The organism is Hymenobacter sp. BT559, assembly GCF_017571525.1.
GTDB classification, from domain to species: Bacteria; Bacteroidota; Bacteroidia; order Cytophagales; family Hymenobacteraceae; genus Hymenobacter; species Hymenobacter ginsengisoli.
In genome coordinates this window covers 132,680-149,065 of sequence record NZ_JAGETY010000007.1, presented here as the reverse complement: position 1 = coordinate 149,065, position 16,386 = coordinate 132,680, and the positions used below count along the sequence as shown (strand labels likewise).

Annotated in this window: 14 protein-coding genes; 10 read left to right on the top strand and 4 right to left on the bottom strand. The window is 61.6% G+C overall.

Annotation, left to right across the window (positions count from 1 at the left end):
* Nucleotides 1-35: 35 nt before the first annotated feature.
* The 3 genes from J4D99_RS11625 to rsmI form a co-directional block, all read right to left on the bottom strand.
* The gene (locus J4D99_RS11625; protein ID WP_208131880.1) at nt 36-854 is read right to left on the bottom strand and encodes an inositol monophosphatase family protein; all 819 of its coding nucleotides are present in this window, start codon (nt 852-854) and stop codon (nt 36-38) included.
* A gap of 62 nt (nt 855-916) precedes the next feature.
* Nucleotides 917-2,572: an apolipoprotein N-acyltransferase gene (gene lnt, locus J4D99_RS11620; RefSeq protein ID WP_208131879.1), complete on the bottom strand. Its 1,656-nt coding sequence runs from the start codon at nt 2,570-2,572 to the stop codon at nt 917-919.
* Nucleotides 2,556-3,332 (bottom strand): 16S rRNA (cytidine(1402)-2'-O)-methyltransferase, encoded by a 777-nt coding sequence (gene rsmI, locus J4D99_RS11615; protein WP_208131878.1) that lies wholly within the window; start codon nt 3,330-3,332, stop codon nt 2,556-2,558. The genes lnt and rsmI overlap by 17 nt, the downstream gene beginning before the upstream one ends.
* Before the next feature lie 74 nt (nt 3,333-3,406).
* On the opposite strand from rsmI, the gene J4D99_RS11610 reads away from it, so the two are divergent.
* The 5 genes from J4D99_RS11610 (at nt 3,407) to tatC (ending at nt 7,415) form a co-directional block, all read left to right on the top strand.
* Nucleotides 3,407-3,928, top strand: a complete 522-nt coding sequence (locus tag J4D99_RS11610; protein WP_208131877.1) for a hypothetical protein — start codon at nt 3,407-3,409, stop codon at nt 3,926-3,928.
* Nucleotides 3,929-4,001: 73 nt separating this feature from the next.
* Nucleotides 4,002-4,214: a hypothetical protein gene (locus J4D99_RS11605; protein WP_208131876.1), complete on the top strand. Its 213-nt coding sequence runs from the start codon at nt 4,002-4,004 to the stop codon at nt 4,212-4,214.
* 94 nt (nt 4,215-4,308) lie between these two features.
* Complete coding sequence (locus J4D99_RS11600; protein ID WP_208131875.1) at nt 4,309-5,016, top strand: metallophosphoesterase; 708 nt, start codon at nt 4,309-4,311, stop codon at nt 5,014-5,016.
* A gap of 25 nt (nt 5,017-5,041) precedes the next feature.
* Nucleotides 5,042-6,349: a serine hydroxymethyltransferase gene (gene glyA / locus J4D99_RS11595; RefSeq protein ID WP_208131874.1), complete on the top strand. Its 1,308-nt coding sequence runs from the start codon at nt 5,042-5,044 to the stop codon at nt 6,347-6,349.
* Nucleotides 6,350-6,530: 181 nt separating this feature from the next.
* Complete coding sequence (gene tatC / locus J4D99_RS11590; RefSeq protein WP_236018629.1) at nt 6,531-7,415, top strand: twin-arginine translocase subunit TatC; 885 nt, start codon at nt 6,531-6,533, stop codon at nt 7,413-7,415.
* 70 nt (nt 7,416-7,485) lie between these two features.
* On the opposite strand, the gene J4D99_RS11585 is transcribed toward tatC, so the two are convergent.
* The gene (locus J4D99_RS11585) at nt 7,486-8,916 is read right to left on the bottom strand and encodes a hypothetical protein (protein WP_208131873.1); all 1,431 of its coding nucleotides are present in this window, start codon (nt 8,914-8,916) and stop codon (nt 7,486-7,488) included.
* 136 nt (nt 8,917-9,052) lie between these two features.
* Here J4D99_RS11585 and J4D99_RS11580 point away from each other — a divergent pair, with 136 nt between their 5' ends.
* The 5 genes from J4D99_RS11580 (at nt 9,053) to J4D99_RS11560 (ending at nt 16,371) form a co-directional block, all read left to right on the top strand.
* Entirely contained in the window at nt 9,053-9,475 is a 423-nt protein-coding gene (locus J4D99_RS11580) for a ribosome-binding factor A (protein ID WP_208131872.1), read from the top strand.
* A gap of 91 nt (nt 9,476-9,566) precedes the next feature.
* The gene (locus J4D99_RS11575; RefSeq protein WP_208131871.1) at nt 9,567-10,376 is read left to right on the top strand and encodes a class I SAM-dependent methyltransferase; all 810 of its coding nucleotides are present in this window, start codon (nt 9,567-9,569) and stop codon (nt 10,374-10,376) included.
* 179 nt (nt 10,377-10,555) lie between these two features.
* Complete coding sequence (locus J4D99_RS11570; protein ID WP_208131870.1) at nt 10,556-11,788, top strand: FtsX-like permease family protein; 1,233 nt, start codon at nt 10,556-10,558, stop codon at nt 11,786-11,788.
* 106 nt (nt 11,789-11,894) lie between these two features.
* Nucleotides 11,895-14,894 (top strand): DEAD/DEAH box helicase, encoded by a 3,000-nt coding sequence (locus J4D99_RS11565; protein WP_208131869.1) that lies wholly within the window; start codon nt 11,895-11,897, stop codon nt 14,892-14,894.
* Between the two features lie 130 nt (nt 14,895-15,024).
* Nucleotides 15,025-16,371 carry a hypothetical protein gene (locus J4D99_RS11560; protein ID WP_208131868.1) on the top strand — a complete coding sequence of 449 codons (1,347 nt, stop codon included), beginning with the start codon at nt 15,025-15,027 and terminating at the stop codon, nt 16,369-16,371.
* Nucleotides 16,372-16,386 lie beyond the last annotated feature (15 nt).

Here is a 16,386-nt window from a genome sequence, read left to right as displayed (position 1 = left end):
AGCGGCACGGAAGGAAAGTTTGCCCGCCAGGCCGGCTACGACTTATAGCCTTCTTGCCAATGCTGCTTTAGCACAGCCTGCATCTGCTCGTGCAGTAAGCCATTCGTAGCCAACGTTTCGCGGTTGAAGACCGGGTCGCCGTCCTTTAGCCACTGCGTGACGCGGCCGCCCGCTTCGCGTACCAGCAAGATACCGGCCGCCACGTCGTAGGCATTAATGTTAAACTCGAAGTAGCTGTCGAAGCGCCCGCAGGCCACGTAGGCCAGGTCGGTAGCAGCCGAGCCCCAGCGCCGGATGCCGCGCGAGTGCTGCGCATACTCCGTCAGAATGGCCATGTAGGCATCCATGTGGTCAAACTTGTAGAAAGGCAAGCCCGTGGCAATGAGCGAGTCGTCCATGCGGGCCGCCGTGCTCACGTGTATCGGCTTATCGTTCAGGAAAGCGCCGTGGCCTTCGGCGCCGCGGAAGCATTCGTCGCGGCTCACCTCGTACACCACCCCTAGCACGGGCTCGTTGCCGCGCGCCAAGGCAACACTCACCGCAAAGCACGGCAGGCCGTGGATGAAGTTGGTGGTGCCGTCGAGCGGGTCGATTATCCAGCGGTAGGCCACGCTGGCGTCGGAGTTGGCCACGGTGCCTTCTTCGGTCACAAAGCCCGCTTCGGGAAACAGCTTTTGCAGGCCTTCTACCAGCATTTTCTCCGACTCCTTATCGACGTAGGAAACGAGGTCGTGCAGGCCCTTGGTCACGATTTTCGATTGGTCGAAGCTGCTGACTTGCTCGCGGATGAACGCGCCAGCCTGGCGGCAGAGGTCGGCTACGGCGTGGGAGAGCGAAAGAAGGTCGGGGGTCATCAATCTTTAGTAGTGAGTCAGGTTGATAAAAAATCTCTGTTATGCCGACGTACGGCTAGGGCCTATTTCCGGCGAACCAGCGGCACCAGCACCAGCCCGATGATACCCAGCACCGCCAGCCCCTGCGCACCGTGCCCGATGAGCTCGCCGTAGCGCACGTAGAAAGTTTGTTCGGTATTGAGGTGCACGGTGGCGCGGCTGACGGCGCCCACCCACCAACCGGTGCGGTGCGAAATGGTGCCGCGCTGGTCGATGAAGGCCGAGATGCCCGTATTGGCCGAGCGGGCGAGGTCGCGGCGGGTTTCGATGCAACGCAGGGCACCGTAGGCCAGATGCTGGCGGTAGCCGGGCGAGTCGCTCCACCAGCCATCGTTGGTGATGAGGCCAAACAGCGTGGCGCCATTGCGCACGTACTGGGCCGCAAAGTCGCCGTAGATGCTTTCGTAGCAGATGAGGGGGGCTAGCCGCAGGGCCGGAGCGCCGGGCGCGGGTGGAAACACTGTGCGCTCATCTTGCGAGCCGTAGGAGCCGACCACCCCGCCCAGGTCGATATTGCTGAGCACGCTGCTGAGGACGGGCGGAATCTTCTCGACGCCGGGCACCAGCTTGCTTTTGTGGTAGAACTGCACCGGCGCGCTGGCATCGGCAAAGTAGGCGGCGGTGTTGAAGACATCGTAATACCCCGCGTCGTCGCGGTGGCGGGCGGTGGGCGACGCGTGGGCCGCGTCGGGGTACGTACCGGCGCTTGTGATACCCGTTAGCAAGCTTAGGCCCGGATGGCGGGCTAGCAGCTCCTGCCGGATGCGCGCCACCTGCGGGCTTTGATTGAAGGTGGCTTCCAGATACACTTCATCGAGCGCCGTTTCGGGCCAGAGCACCAGGCGCGTTTCGGGCGTGATGGCGGCCTCGGTGCGGGCCAGCAAGCGCGTCAGCTGCTCGTTGAAGGGAATGAAATTGGCAGTGCCGGGAAACTTCGCCTCGTAGGGGTCAATGTTGGGTTGAATGACTACCACTTCGGCACCAGGCCCCTTCTCTTGAAAGCTGTGGTTGATAGTGAGTGAAACAGTAATGGGCAGCCAGATGGCCAACATCGGCAGCGCACAGCGCCAGCGGCGCGGCCCGTTTATAGTCCAGGGGCGCACGCCGCCCGTCCCAAACCACGCCCAGAACACCAGCACATTCACGCTCAACACCCACAGCGAGCCACCCAAAAAGCCGGTGTACTCATACCACTGCACCCAACTGGTGGCGCTGGCAAAGCCATTGCCGAGCGTGAGCCAGGGCCACGACAAATCCCAGGTCAGGTGCAATTGCTCGAAGGCTATCCAATAAACCGGCAGGGAGAGGTAGCCAATTTTAGTACCAAAACGCTGCTTGGTGCGCCGAAACGCTAGGAGCGGCAGGCACATGAGCGCGGCATTGAGGACCACCGCCGCAATGCCGCCACCTAGTGTGCTGTAGCTCACCCACCACGTGGTAAAGGCATTCCAGAGCACTAGGAAAAGGTAGGTGAACGCAAACACGCGCCCACGCCGGGCACCTTGCGCCGTCAGCACTTGCTCTAGCCGCAGGTAGGGCACAAAGCCCACAAACAGCAGCAGCGCAAATGGCGCCGGGTGCACCGGCCAGGCGGCCCACAGCAGCGCCGCGCCCAGCAAAGCAAGCAGCGGCGGCGACTGCCCCAGGCGGCCTAGCGGGCCGCTAGGCGTCGGGGTCATCGTCGGCGTCGCCATCGTCGGGGAGGTCGTCGTCGCGGTCATCGCGGGAGTTGTATTTGCTGCGCTCACTTCGTTCTTGTTTAGCACCTTCTACTACCAATACAATTTCGCCCTTAATGGCCGGCCGGGCCCCTAGCAGGGCGGCCAGCTCGCCCAGTGGCGCGGTGAGCGTTTCTTCAAACAGCTTGGTGAGCTCGCGGCTCACGCTGGCCGGGCGCTCGGGGCCAAACACCTCGGCGAGCTGCGTCAGCGTTTTCACAATGCGGTGCGGCGACTCGTAAAAAATGAGCGTGCGGGTTTCGCGGGCTAGCTCCTGCAGGCGGGTTTGGCGCCCTTTCTTGGCTGGCAAAAAGCCTTCAAACGCAAACCGCTCGGCCCCGAAGCCCGACTTGAGCAGGGCCGGCACCAGCGCCGTGGGGCCGGGCAGGCACTCCACCGCTAGCCCCCGGGCCAGGCACTCGCGCACCAACAGGAAGCCCGGGTCGGAGATGCCCGGCGTGCCGGCGTCGCTCACCAGGGCCATGCGCTCGCCCTTGGCCAGGCGTTCGAGCAAGTGTGGCACTTGCTTGTGCTCGTTGTGCAGGTGGTAGGCTAGCAGGGGCTTTTTGAGCTCGAGGTGCTGCAGCAGGCGGCCGCTGGTGCGGGTGTCTTCGCACAGCACCAGGTCTACTTCGCGCAGGGTGCGGATGGCCCGCAGGGTGATGTCTTCGAGGTTGCCGATGGGCGTGGGCACAAGGGTCAGGGCAGCGGCTTCGGGCATGGGGCAAAGGTACGGTAAACCCAAATGGGCAAACCTAAGTAAACCCCTTTACCAATTGCTTAGCTTTCCTCCCTATGTCAGTCGACCCGAACAACCGTCCCATCCGCGTCATCAACGACGATACGACCGAACAAGAATTTGCCGCCGGCCTCCGCATTCCGAACGCCGACCCGCCCAAGAATGAGCAAGCCCGCGGCGGCTTCGGCAACCGCGATGGCAAGGAAGGCTTCGGCACCGATAGCAGCGAAGGCGTCACGGCCGTAGCCATGAACGCCCGCACCGATGCCCCCGACAGCGAGCAGCCCGGCGACAACATGCGCACGGCCGGCGAGGGCGCCGACCAACGCCGAGACCAGGACCTGCCCAGTCCCGACGATGAGCGCGACGACGAGGGGCACCGCCCGCAGCGTGGCCCCGCCGATGAGCTCGAAGCCGACGACCTGCGCCGCGGCCCCGACGAAATGAAGGACCGCAACTCGCACGTAGGGATGGGCCAAATGGCGCCCCGCCCCCAAAAGCCCGTGACGGGCACCGACACCAACGCCGAGCAAAACGACCCGGGTGCCCAGGACTCGGGCCTCGATATTGGCTTTTAAAAGTAAGTGGCTGGTGTTGTAGCCCTAGCAGCTCCGGCCACCTGCTCATTATTCACCGCTAATTCCTTTTCCCATGGCTACCCACCACACTGAGCGCAATAAAGAATCGCAGACCAATAAAAACGAAGCCGGCCTGCCCGAGCAAACCAAAGCCGACGCCCTGCCCGCCGGCAAGCTCGACGAAGCCACCGAAGAGCGCCTCCAAAACGAGGTCGAAGATGCCGGCACCACGCATCCCAACCGTGGCCACAACAAGCCCGACAACGGCAAAGGCAGCTATGCCTAGCCAATGGGCTAGCTCCCATTCTTAGCAAAAAGCCCCGCGCCCCAGGCCGGGGCTTTTTCGTATCGGTTTATTTCATCGCTTCTCACTTGAAAAGATGGCTCGCCGCTTTGCCGCCACCGACCTACACGGGTGCCTGCGCACCTTCCGCTACCTCGTGGAGCAGGAGCTGCGCCTGCGCCCCACCGACACGCTCTACCTACTGGGCGACTACGTGAATAAAGGACCCGATAGCCGCGGCATGCTCGACTATATCATGCAGCTGCAAGGCTTTGGCTACCAGGTGCACTGCCTGCGCGGCAACCACGAGCACGAGCTGCTGGCTACTATAGCCGGGGAGCCCAACGCCAACGATATGTGGAAGCTCGAAGCCGAGCGCGAAATGACCCTGGCCAGCTTTGGGGTGGCGCGAGCGGCCGACATCCCTTCGCCCTACGTGCAGTGGATGACCAACTTGCCCCTTACCCTAGAGCTGCCCGACTATGTGCTCGTGCACGCCGGCTTCAACTTTGCCCTGCCGCCCGACCAGATGCGGCAGGATATGCACAGCATGCTCTACACCAAGAGCTTCGTATTCGACCCTAGCCGGCTGGCGGGCCGGCGCCTGTTGCACGGCCACGTGCCCACGCCCTTGGCCGAAGTGCAGGAAAAAGTGGCGGCCAAGGCTGGCGCCGTCGGCTTGGATACCGGCTGTGTTTTTCTGCAAAACCCCGAACTGCGCCACCTGGCGGCCCTCGACCTAGATACCTGGCAGCTGCACCTGGTAGAAAACCGAGAAGAACCTTATTCCATTGCGAAGCGCTGAACGGCGCGGTCGTACTTTTGGAGCCATGCAAGCTACTGCCCCTACCTCCGCCGTTGCCGCCGGGCGCGACACCGCCGTTTTCGACCTCATTGCGCAGGAGCGCCAGCGCCAAACCCATGGCCTGGAGCTCATTGCTTCCGAGAACTATGTCTCCGACCAGGTAATGGAGGCGCAGGGCTCGGTGCTCACCAACAAGTACGCCGAGGGCCTGCCCGGCAAGCGCTACTACGGTGGCTGCGAAGTAGTTGACCAAGTAGAGCAGCTAGCCATCGACCGCGTGAAGGAGTTGTTTGGGGTGCAGTGGGCCAACGTGCAGCCCCACTCGGGCGCCCAGGCCAATGCGGCCGTAATGCTGGCCTGCCTGAGCCCCGGCGATAAAATCCTGGGCTTCGACCTCAGCCACGGCGGCCACCTCACCCACGGCTCGGCGGTCAATTTCTCGGGCAAGCTTTACCAGCCCAGCTTCTACGGGGTGGAGAAAGAAACCGGCCTCATCGACTGGGATAAAGTGGTGGACACTGCCCGCCGCGAGCGCCCCAAGATGATTATCTGCGGGGCCTCGGCCTACTCGCGCGACTGGAACTACGCGGCCCTGCGCCGCGCCGCCGACGAGGTGGGCGCCCTGCTGCTAGCCGATATTTCGCACCCTAGCGGCCTCATCGCCAAGGGTTTGCTCAACTCGCCCTTCGAGCATTGCCACATTGTAACGACTACCACGCACAAGACTCTGCGGGGCCCGCGCGGCGGCCTCATCATGCTGGGCCAGGATTTCGACAACCCCTTCGGCCTGAAGACGCCGAAGGGTGAAATTCGGCCCATGTCGGCGCTGCTCGACTCGGGCGTGTTCCCCGGCACGCAGGGCGGGCCTTTGGAGCACGTAATCGCCGCCAAGGCCGTGGCCTTTGGCGAGGCGCTGGGCGAAGGCTACACTCGCTATGTACACCAGGTGCAGAAGAATGCCCAGGCCCTAGCCAAAGAATTCCTAAATCGGGGCTACGACATTATTTCGGGTGGCACCGACAACCACCTGATGCTCATCGACCTGCGCTCGAAGGGTCTCACCGGTAAGCTGGCTGAGAACACCCTGGTGCAGGCCGACATCACCATCAACAAAAACATGGTGCCCTTCGATGACAAGTCGCCTTTCGTGACGAGCGGAATCCGGATTGGCTCGGCGGCCGTAACTACCCGCGGTCTGGTCGAAGCCGACATGACGCGCATTGTGGAGCTTATTGACGAGGCCCTCACCCACCACGCCGACGCTAGCCGCATTAGCAGCGTGCGCCAGCAGGTAAACGAGTGGCTGCAAGCCTACCCGTTGTATCAGGCATAAAAGCCAGGAGAGCGTAAGCCTCGTAAAGGGCTTTTGTCATTGCGAGCGCAACGAAGTGAAGCGCGGCAATCCTTCCTTTGTCGTTAGGATTACTAACCCTAGCGTGAAGGAAAGATTGCCGCGCTTCACTTCGTTGCGCTCGCAAGGACAAACGATTATTAACATACTCATTATATATCCGTTGGCCTCTCCCACTCAAAAATTTCAGCAGAACCGCGCCCTCGCCGAAGGCGAAGCGGAGATGTCCTTTATCGACCACCTGGAGGCGTTGCGCTGGCACATCATCCGGGCGGCTATTGCCGTGGTGGTCTTTTCACTGGTTGCGTTTTTCAACAAGCAGTTTCTCTTTCACGACCTCATACTAGGCCCCTCGCGCTCCGATTTCTGGACGTACCAGACGTTTTGCAAAATCGGGCACCTGTTTGGCTCTACCGACCCGTGCGAGAATCAGGTCAACTTCATCATTCAGAACCGCGAGATGAGTGGACAGCTGACCATGCACATCAGCACCTCGTTTATTGTGGGTATCTGCCTGGCCTTTCCGTATCTATTTTGGGAGCTGTGGCGCTTTGTAAAGCCGGGCCTGTATCCGCACGAGCGGGCCAACTCGCGCGGGGCGGTACTTTTCGTTTCTATTCTGTTTATTCTGGGCTTGCTGTTCGGCTACTACATTGCCGCACCGCTGAGTATCAACTTCCTGGCGTCGTATACCGTTGACGCTACCATTCAGAACCAGATTGACTTGCAGAGCTACCTGAGCACGCTTACCACCATGACGTTGTCGTGCGCCTTCGTGTTTGAGCTGCCCATGATAGTGTTCTTCCTGGCCAAGGCCGGCCTCGTGACGCCCGAGCTGATGACGCTCTACCGCAAGCACGCCATTGTGGTCATTCTCATCATCGCGGCCATCATCACGCCGCCTGACATCTCGGCCCAGATTATCGTTACCATCCCCATTTTGCTGCTCTACGAGCTCAGCATTCACATTGCCCGCGTGGTGCGCCGCAACAGCGCCGCCAGGCTCAACCAGGAACTGGCCGTGCAAAACGCCAACCCGGTGGGCTAGCCCACTTCGCTTACAGAAAAAGCCCCGTTGAGCAATAGCTCGGCGGGGCTTTTTAGTAGCTATTCCTTAATTACTTTCTGAGCTGATAGGCCCCAGCCACACCGGGCACTGGCTCATAGGCCCCGAAAACCTGGGGCAACAAGTAGCGCAACCGAGGCAGCAGCTTGTTCTGGTCCAGGATGTATACCGGCGGGCGCTGGCCCAGGCTGCGGCCGATGTGCACCACGGCCGCGTACTCGTTGAGATGGCTGAAATCGGTTTCGGCCAAAGGCCAGTCGAGGTAGGGCCGGGCGGCAGGATGCGCCAGGTAAGCACGGCGGTCGGGGCCCAGCACCAGCACCGGCTGGCCGGGGGCTAGCTGGCGGTAGGCCGGATTGGGCTGCGGGGCAAAAGTGCTTTCGGGCGGCAGGCGCAGCAGGGTGGCTAGCCCCGGCACCAGCTCGCGGTAGCGCAGCACCACTACCAGGCCCAGCACCAGCACAAACAGCAGCTCGGGCAGCCAGCCGGCGCGGCCCGGCAGCTGCTGCCACAAGTACAGCCCAAAGTAGCTGAGCGGCGGTAGCAGCACCAGCACCGAGCCCGGGGCCAGCCCCCGCCCTACCGCCAGCACCGCCAGCGCCACCAGCAGCCACACCAGCATCAGCTGCCGAAACTTGCTTTGCAAAACCAGCCCTAGAGCAGTGCTGCCCGCCCGCAACAGGGCTAACAGCAGCAGCACCGCCACTCCGACCAGCAGTGGCCAGGCCACGGCCGGCGGCAGGCCATCGGCGGCAGCCACGGCGGGGCGCAAGCCGCGCTCGAGGTGCATGGCACTGAAGCCGGGCAGCGCCCCCACGTAGAGAAACACCGTGGCTACCAGCGCGTAGGGCGACAAAAACCCGCACACCAGCAGCAACGAGCTCCGAAAGGAGTTGGCCGCGAAGATGAGCACCGCAAACAGCCCTAGCCCGACAAAAAAGGCCAGCGGCAGGTAGCACAGCGCCGCCAGCCCTACCAAAAACCCGGCCCTGAACAGCCGGCGGTTGTCGTAGCCCTCGCGCGAGGTGGGCAGCAAGGCACTGAGCGCGAAGATGATAAACGTGTGTCCGATGAGCAGCGGCGACAAGGTATCGAGGTCAGAAGTGAGGCTAGCCACCACCAGGTAGGTGAGGCCTGCCAGGTAGCCACGCTCGGGGTGCACATCGGCGCGGTTAAGCACCGCGTTGAAGCGCAGGGCCTGTACCAGCAGCAGCCCTAGCGCGGCAGCCCGATACAGCAGCAGCGGGCGGCTCCAGGCCAGCTCGAGCAAGCCAGCCGCGGCGGCCGCCAGCGGCGCGGTGCCGTCGTAGAGGTCGCGATAGGGCCAGGCACGGCCGGCCACGCCCTCGCCCAGCAGCAGCAGGCGCAGCTCGGCCGCCGACACCGGCACCCCTAGCCACAGCAGCGGCAGCCGCAGGGCCAGCACCAGGGCCAGCAGCACCAGCAGCTGGGCCGGTAAAGAGCTTTTAAAAAACCGAAGCACGTGGGAGATTTCTGATTTTAAGCGCGGGCTAGCGAAGGGCAAAGGTCGGCGCTTCGCTCTAATCCCCAACCCGGCCGGCCCCCAAACTGAAAACCACCCTGCCGGGCAGCGTACCTTTGTGGTTTAGCAAGGAGTTATGGAAAGCAAACGACAACAGAAAATGGCTAGCCTGCTGCAGCAGGAGCTGGCCCAGGTGCTGCAGCGCGACCTACCGCACCTCTTCAGCGGGGGGCTGGTGCCCAGCATCAGCACCGTGAAGGTGACGCCCGACCTGGGCGTGGCCCGCGTGTACCTGAGCCTGCTGCTAGGCACCGATGCGCCCGAGCGCCTGGCCGCCATCAAGGAGCACACCAAGGAAATTCGCCATGCGCTGGGCAAGCGCATCCGCAACCAGGCACGGGTGGTGCCCGAGCTTGTGTTCTTTCACGATGACAGCGCCGCCTACGCTGCTCACATGGATACGGTGCTCAGCAAGCTCGACATTCCGGCGCCGCCGCCCGAAGACGCAGAGGGCGACGATACGGCTGGCGAAACGCCGCGCCCGCGCCTATTCAAGTAGTGAAATCGTGACATAGCGGCTTGGTTCGCTGCGGCCAACCATCTGCCCCTGTTCAGCCCCTCACAGTTCACCATCTCACCCGCTCACCGATTTGTATTACGACCCGATTAAGCGCAGCCTGGGCAACGTCTTCAACCGCTCGCCGTGGCTGCGGCGCCTCTTTTACCACCTGCTCGACCTCTTGCTGCTGCGCACCTGGCACGTGCACCGCGAGCTGCGCAAGTGGGCCAAAGGCCGTACCCGCGAGCCGCTCAACATCCTGGATGCCGGCGCCGGCTACGGCCAGTACAGCTACTGGCTCAGCGGCCTGAGCAGCCAGTGGCAAATCCTGGCCGTGGACGTGAAGGAGGAGCAGGTGGCCGATTCCAACAATTTTTTCCGGGCCATCGGCCGGCCGCAGGTGCAGTTTGCGGTGCAAGACCTGGTGCTGTATCAGGAGCCCAACTCGTTTGACCTGGCCATTGCCGTCGATGTGATGGAGCACATTCTGGAAGACGTGGAGGTGTTTCGCAACATCCACGCTTCGCTCAAGGATGGCGGCATGCTGCTCATTTCGACCCCTAGCGACCAGGGTGGCTCCGATGTGCACACCGACTCCGAGACGAGCTTTATCGAGGAGCACGTGCGCGACGGCTACAACATCCACGAGATTCAGCAGAAGCTGCGCACCGCCGGCTTCGAGCGCATCGAGGCCCGCTACAGCTACGGCGAGCCGGGCCAGGTATCGTGGCGCCTCAGCATGAAGTACCCAATTTTGATGCTAGGCCGGTCACGCTGGTTTTTCGTGCTGCTACCGTTCTATTATGCCGTGGTGTTTCCGTTTTGCCTGCTACTCAACTGGTGGGATGCCCGCACCACCCACGACTCGGGCACCGGCCTCATCGTGAAAGCCTGGAAGTAGCGTAGCTTTCCCTAAACTACTTTGCTGTCCAGCTGGCACTACCAGTCTTCGGTGGTGCAACTATTGCAAGCGCAAGGAGGTCATCCGTGAACTACATGCGTGCCTAGTGGGGCTAGCAGACTTTATGAACAACGAACTGCGCAAAGCCAGCTAGCCCATTTTTGCGTACAAGCCTGCCTGTGAACGTACCGCTCCTCATTGCCCGCCGCTATTTTCTATCCAAGAAGAAGCGCAACATCATCACCATCATTTCTAACATCTCGATGGTGGGGGTGGCGGTGGGCACGGCGGCGCTTATCATCGTGCTCTCGGTATTCAACGGGCTCGAAGACCTCGTGCGCTCGCTCTACGGCAAGTCGGACCCTACCCTGGTGATTGCGGCGCGCCAGGGCAAGTCGTTTCCCATCGATACGCTGCTGCTGACCAAAGTGCAGAACACGCCGGGCGTGGCCCTGCTCACCGAGGTTATCGAAGACAACGCCCTGCTGCAATACCACGACCGCCAGATGGTGGTGAAGATGCGCGGCCTCTCCGAAAACTACTTCGGCCAGATTCCTATCGACTCAAACCTGCTGGCCGGCGACCACCGCCTGCGTCGGGGCGAGCGCGAATACGCCCTGGTAGGCGAGGGCGTGCAGCGCGAGCTCGGCGTAGTGCTCGACAACCGGCTAGCCCCCCTGCGCCTGCTCTACCCGCGCCAGGAGCCCGGCCGCAAAACCCTCAATATCAACCCCGAAAAGGCATTTAATGAAGAAACCATCCTGGCCGGCGGCATCTTCCAGATAGAGCAGCACCTCGACGACAGCTACCTATTCGTGCCGCTCACCTTTGCGCGGCGCCTGCTGGGCTATGGCAACCGGCGCACGGCGCTTTATGTGCACGTAGGGGCCAGCTTTAAGGCCGACAAGGTGAAGGACGACCTGCGCGAGCGCCTGGGCCAGGGCTTCACCGTGCTCGACTCCGACGAGCAGCACGTGAGCCTGCTCAAGGCCATCAAGATTGAGAAGCTGTTTGTGTTCATTACGTTCGCCTTCATCCTGCTCATTGCCTCGCTCAATATTTTCTTCTCACTCTCGATGCTGGTTATCGACAAGCGCAAGGACATTGCCGTGCTGCAAGCCATCGGGGCTACCGAGCAGCTGGTGCGGCAATCATTTCTGCTGGTGGGTGCTATTGTGGCGCTGGTGGGCGCCGTGGCAGGGCTGGTGCTGGGCGTGGCCGTGTGCTGGGTGCAGCAAACCTTTCACATTGTGAGCATGGGCATGGCCACGAGCGTGGTAGATTCCTATCCGGTAAAGATGCAGGCCGCCGACATCTTCTTTATATCCCTGGCTATCATTTCGATAACCTTGGCAGTATCAATTCGCCCAGCGTTGAATGCTGGGCGAATGCAAATTCGGGAAAACCTCTAGGCAGCCTCGGGCGTAGGCGGGGCCGGCGGCTACTGGTGCAAAACTGAGGAATATCACTCTGGAATACCGGCTGCGCGGGCTAACTTGCACGCTCTCGTGCTCGGCTATGAATGTTTCTACTGCGCAACCATTCCAATTAGTTTACTCGCTGTTCGCGCACGAGTACCTGGGGCATCTTTTTACGGCCCACGTGGTGCAGCTAGGCCCCGGCGGCCGCCTGACACTGCAGCACCAGACTATTTCGGCCAAGAACGCGCCTGAATTTGCCGACGGGCTGGAGAAGGACGACTACGAGCTCATCGCGCTCTGCGACCAGCTGCAGCAAGACGCCGTTATTAAAGAGTTCTGGCCCCGTAAAATCACGGCGGCGGACTTTTTTTTAAAAACCTATCACCCCGAAAAGGGCGACAAGCCCTTGCAGGAAGCCATTGCCCGCTACGTGCAAACCCGGCTAGGCCGGCTGCTGGCGGGCCTGCAGGGCAAGCACGTCTTCATTATGGGCCGCGATGGCGAGCCCACCTGGCGCGAGCTGCGGCTAGCCCCAGTGGCGGCCTCGGTGCTGTTTCACTTCCGCCGCAACGAAGAAAGCACGCATTACTTCCCCACGATTCAGTTTCAGAATCAAAAGCTTGACTTTCAATTCAAGAATGCGGTGCTCGTGTGCCAGCAGCCGGCCTGGCTGCTGCTCGACGACGTGCTCTACTGCTTCCGCCACGACGTGGACGGGCGCAAGCTGCTGCCGTTTTTGAACAAGAAGTTTATCACGGTGCCTAGGGCGGTAGAAAAGAGCTACTTCCAAAAGTTTGTGGCGCCGCTCATGGAGTCGTTTGATGTGCACGCGCGCGGCTTCGACATTCGCACCGAGCGCTACCTGGCCCGGCCGCAGCTCACGTTTTCGGACGTGCCGCCGGCCCCGGCCGGCGGCGTGCCGCTGGTGCCGGTGCGCCCGCCCGGCCCGCCCCGGCGTGGCCGCGTGCCGATGCCTAAGCCAGTCGTGATTCCGGGCGCGGGCACCGACGAAGCGCCGCTATTTTTTACGCTTACCTTCCGCTACGGCGCCTACGACCTGCCCCTGACGCCGCCGCGCGCCATGAGCGTGCAGTTGGAGGAAGACGCTGATTCGTACATATTTCGGCGCCTGCTGCGCTCGGCCAAAGAGGAAAACGACCGCGCCGAAGAGCTGCGCCTGCGCGGCCTGCCCCTCGATGCCGAGGGCCACGCCAGCCTGCCCAAAGCCGAGGCTTTCCGCTGGCTGCACGACAACGCACCCGCCTTGGGCGAGCTAGGCTTTCAGGTGCAGGGCGGTGCCACGGCTAGCCAAGACTACTTCATCGGGCCGGTGCGTGTGGAAGTGGGCATTGAGGAGCGTGGCGACTGGTTCGATGTGCGGGGCACGGTGTGGTTTGGCGATTACGCGGTGCCGTTTATCCGGCTGCGGCCCTACATTTTGCAGCGTCGCCGCGAATACCGCCTGCCCAACGGCCAGGTCGCGTTCATCCCCGACGAGTGGTTTACCGATTACCTGGAGCTTTTCGCTTTTGCTGAAGAAACGGAGGGCCAGCCGCTCGCCCTGCGCCGCCACCACTTGTCGCTGGTCAATGACCTGGAAGCCGATAATCTGGCTACCGTGACGCTCACGCGCCGCCTCGAAAAGCTGCGCGACTTTGCGGCGGTAGAAGACCGGCCGCTGCCGGTGGGCTTCCGGGGCACCTTGCGGCCGTATCAGCAAGCGGGCTACAACTGGCTGCGCTTTGTGCAAGACTACCACCTGGGCGGCTGCCTGGCCGACGACATGGGCCTGGGTAAGTCGGTGCAAACCCTGGTCATGCTGCTTGAGCGCCAGGAAAGTGGGGCTAGCCAGGGCGCGGCTTCGCTACTAGTACTGCCTACTTCGCTGGTTTACAACTGGATGGCTGAAGCGCGCAAGTTCACCCCTAGCCTGCGCCTGCTGGTGTACACCGGCACCTACCGCGACAAAAACGTAGGCCAGTTTGCCGACTACGACGTGGTGCTGACCAGCTACGGCATCGTGCGCCTCGATACGGAGCTACTAGCCAGCTATCAGTTTGACTACGTAATCCTTGATGAGTCGCAAGCCATTAAAAACCCCAGCTCGACTACGGCGCAGGCCGTGCGCCAGCTGCGAGCGCGACACCGGCTCATTCTTACCGGCACGCCAGTCGAGAACTCGACGATGGACTTGTGGTCGCAGATGACGTTTATCAATCCTGGTTTGCTGGGTACACAGGCGTTTTTCCGCAAGGAATTCGTGAAGCCTATTGAGAAAAACCAGGACGAAAGCCGCACCAAAAAGCTGCACGCCCTCATCAAGCCCTTTGTGCTGCGACGTCACAAAGCTCAGGTAGCTAGCGAGCTACCCGAAAAAACCGAGCACCTCAGCTACTGCCCGCTCACCGAAGAGCAAGCGCAGTTTTATGAGGAAACCAAGAGCTTCTACCGTAATAAAATAATGGAGAGCCTAGAGGGCCATGCCCCCACCCCGGCGGGCGGCACCCAGCTTTTGCTACTCCAGGGCCTCACGCGCCTGCGCCAGATTGCCAACCACCCGCACCTGGCCGACCAGACCTACGAAGGCGAGTCGGGCAAGATGCGTGAGATTTTGCGCATGATTCGCAGCGTAGTTTCGGAGGGGCATAAGGTACTGGTTTTCAGCCAGTTTGTGCAGCACCTGACGCTCATGCGCGCCGGCCTCGACGAGCGCCAGCTCGCCTACGCCTACCTCGACGGCCACACCCGCGACCGCCAGGGCGAGGTGGAACGCTTTCAGCACGACCCCGACCTCCAAATCTTCCTCATCAGCCTCAAGGCGGGCGGCGTGGGCCTCAACCTCACGGCGGCCGACTACGTGTTCATCCTCGACCCGTGGTGGAACCCGGCCGTGGAAGCACAGGCCATCGACCGCGCCCACCGCATCGGCCAGCAGCGGCCGGTATTTGTGTATAAATTCATCAGCCAGAATACCGTGGAGGAGAAGATTCTGGCTTTACAACGGCGCAAGCTACAGCTAGTGAGCGATTTGATAACGACCGACGAGGCCGTAATAAAATCGCTAACGCGAGAAGACATCGAGGAGCTGCTGGGCTAGGCTACCTCTACCAGCTGCCAATTAGTAAGCGCTAAAGCAGAGAATAACCGGCGCGTATATCTTCAACCCGCCAATTGTCGTTACTTGCAGAACAGATAGGCACCGCGAGGGTGCCTACTGCTTTCTGCCCATGCACGCTCGACTACCTGCGACCCGTTTTTTCCACAAACCTGTTTTTTACCCCCTAGCCGCACTGCTGCTCGGCGGGGCGGCGCTCAGCAGTTGCGGCGGGCCCGACAAAACCACGGAGAAAGTGGCTACGGCGGCTAGCAAAACACCTGCTGCCGGCATCAGCCAGGTGCGTGTGTTTGTGGATGCCTCGACGGGGATGCGCGGCTTTATGCACCCCAATGCCCCCGGCGAAACGGGCAGCCAGTTTCAGCGCTCCATCACCGAGTTGCTCAGCAATATCAATGACCAGCGGGCAAGTAATACCGCAGCTCCAGCCTATTACTTCGTGGAGGAAAGCACGGCTAAGAACCCAAATGCCCTGCGCCCAACTACTTACGCCGAGCTGAGCAACACAGTGAGTACGGGCATCCAAAACCCCGCGCTAGGCACCGAAATGCCCAACATGCTGCGCGAAATTCTGAAGCTGCAGAAAGGCAAGCCGGGTACTGTGAGCGTGGTTATTTCTGACTTCATCTACGCCCCGCCCGACGCCAAGCAAACCTGGAAAGTAAAAACTGATGTAAAAGATGCGCTCAATGAAGCCCCCGCTTCAGACCTGGCCATCAGCATCTTTGCGGGCACTTCTGAGTTTCGCGACAAGTTTTTCCCTGGTAACCGCACGCATTTTCAGGTGCTGAAAGGCAGCCGCCTGCCCTACTACGTGTGGGTACTAGGCCAGCCCGCTGCCGTAGCTGCCGCCACGCCCTGGCTGAAGCCGCTAATGGGTAATGACTTCGAACGGGTCAGCTTTAATACGCTAGCCCCGCCAGCGGCTGTGTTTGAGCACTTTGGCAACGTGGGCGAGTGGTACGTGGATAAAACCGGCAGCCGCCAAACCCAGCCCCTCACGCTGCACTTTACCAAAAGTCTCTCGCGCCAGGAGCCCGCCGAATTTGTGCTGGGCCTCGACCTGAGCAATGCGCCCGCCGCCGAGGCCGCTAGCCTCCCCAAACAGCTGCAACTCGATGATGCTGGCACCGGCGCTATCCTGGCCAAAGTATGGGCCGCCCGCGATGAGCCGAAGGCGCCGCGTAGCCCCGCATTGCCTACCTACACGCACCTGGCTAGGGTGCACCTGGAGCGCCTGCCGGGCCGCAAGGCCGCTACGGTGCGCCTGGTGCTGCCGCGCACGCAGCCCACGTGGGTAACCAAATACACCACGCTCAACGACAGCAATATTGCCGCGCAAGGCCCTAAGACCTTCTTGCTAAGCGAAGTACTGCAAGGCGTGCAGGATTACTATGACCAGCAGCCCGCTGGCCGTGAGGTATGGGCCCTGCCCGTGCAGCTACAGCCGGCCGACTAAACGGCCCGTTTCTTG

Excerpts from the sequence above, each read along its gene's own strand:
- J4D99_RS11625 (WP_208131880.1), bottom strand. The coding sequence starts at position 854 with ATGACCCCCGACCTTCTTTCGCTCTCCCACGCCGTAGCCGACCTCTGC.
- lnt (WP_208131879.1), bottom strand. The coding sequence starts at position 2,572 with ATGACCCCGACGCCTAGCGGCCCGCTAGGCCGCCTGGGGCAGTCGCCG.
- rsmI (WP_208131878.1), bottom strand. The coding sequence starts at position 3,332 with ATGCCCGAAGCCGCTGCCCTGACCCTTGTGCCCACGCCCATCGGCAAC.
- J4D99_RS11610 (WP_208131877.1), top strand. The coding sequence starts at position 3,407 with ATGTCAGTCGACCCGAACAACCGTCCCATCCGCGTCATCAACGACGAT.
- J4D99_RS11605 (WP_208131876.1), top strand. The coding sequence starts at position 4,002 with ATGGCTACCCACCACACTGAGCGCAATAAAGAATCGCAGACCAATAAA.
- J4D99_RS11600 (WP_208131875.1), top strand. The coding sequence starts at position 4,309 with ATGGCTCGCCGCTTTGCCGCCACCGACCTACACGGGTGCCTGCGCACC.
- glyA (WP_208131874.1), top strand. The coding sequence starts at position 5,042 with ATGCAAGCTACTGCCCCTACCTCCGCCGTTGCCGCCGGGCGCGACACC.
- J4D99_RS11580 (WP_208131872.1), top strand. The coding sequence starts at position 9,053 with ATGGAAAGCAAACGACAACAGAAAATGGCTAGCCTGCTGCAGCAGGAG.
- J4D99_RS11565 (WP_208131869.1), top strand. The coding sequence starts at position 11,895 with ATGAATGTTTCTACTGCGCAACCATTCCAATTAGTTTACTCGCTGTTC.
- J4D99_RS11560 (WP_208131868.1), top strand. The coding sequence starts at position 15,025 with ATGCACGCTCGACTACCTGCGACCCGTTTTTTCCACAAACCTGTTTTT.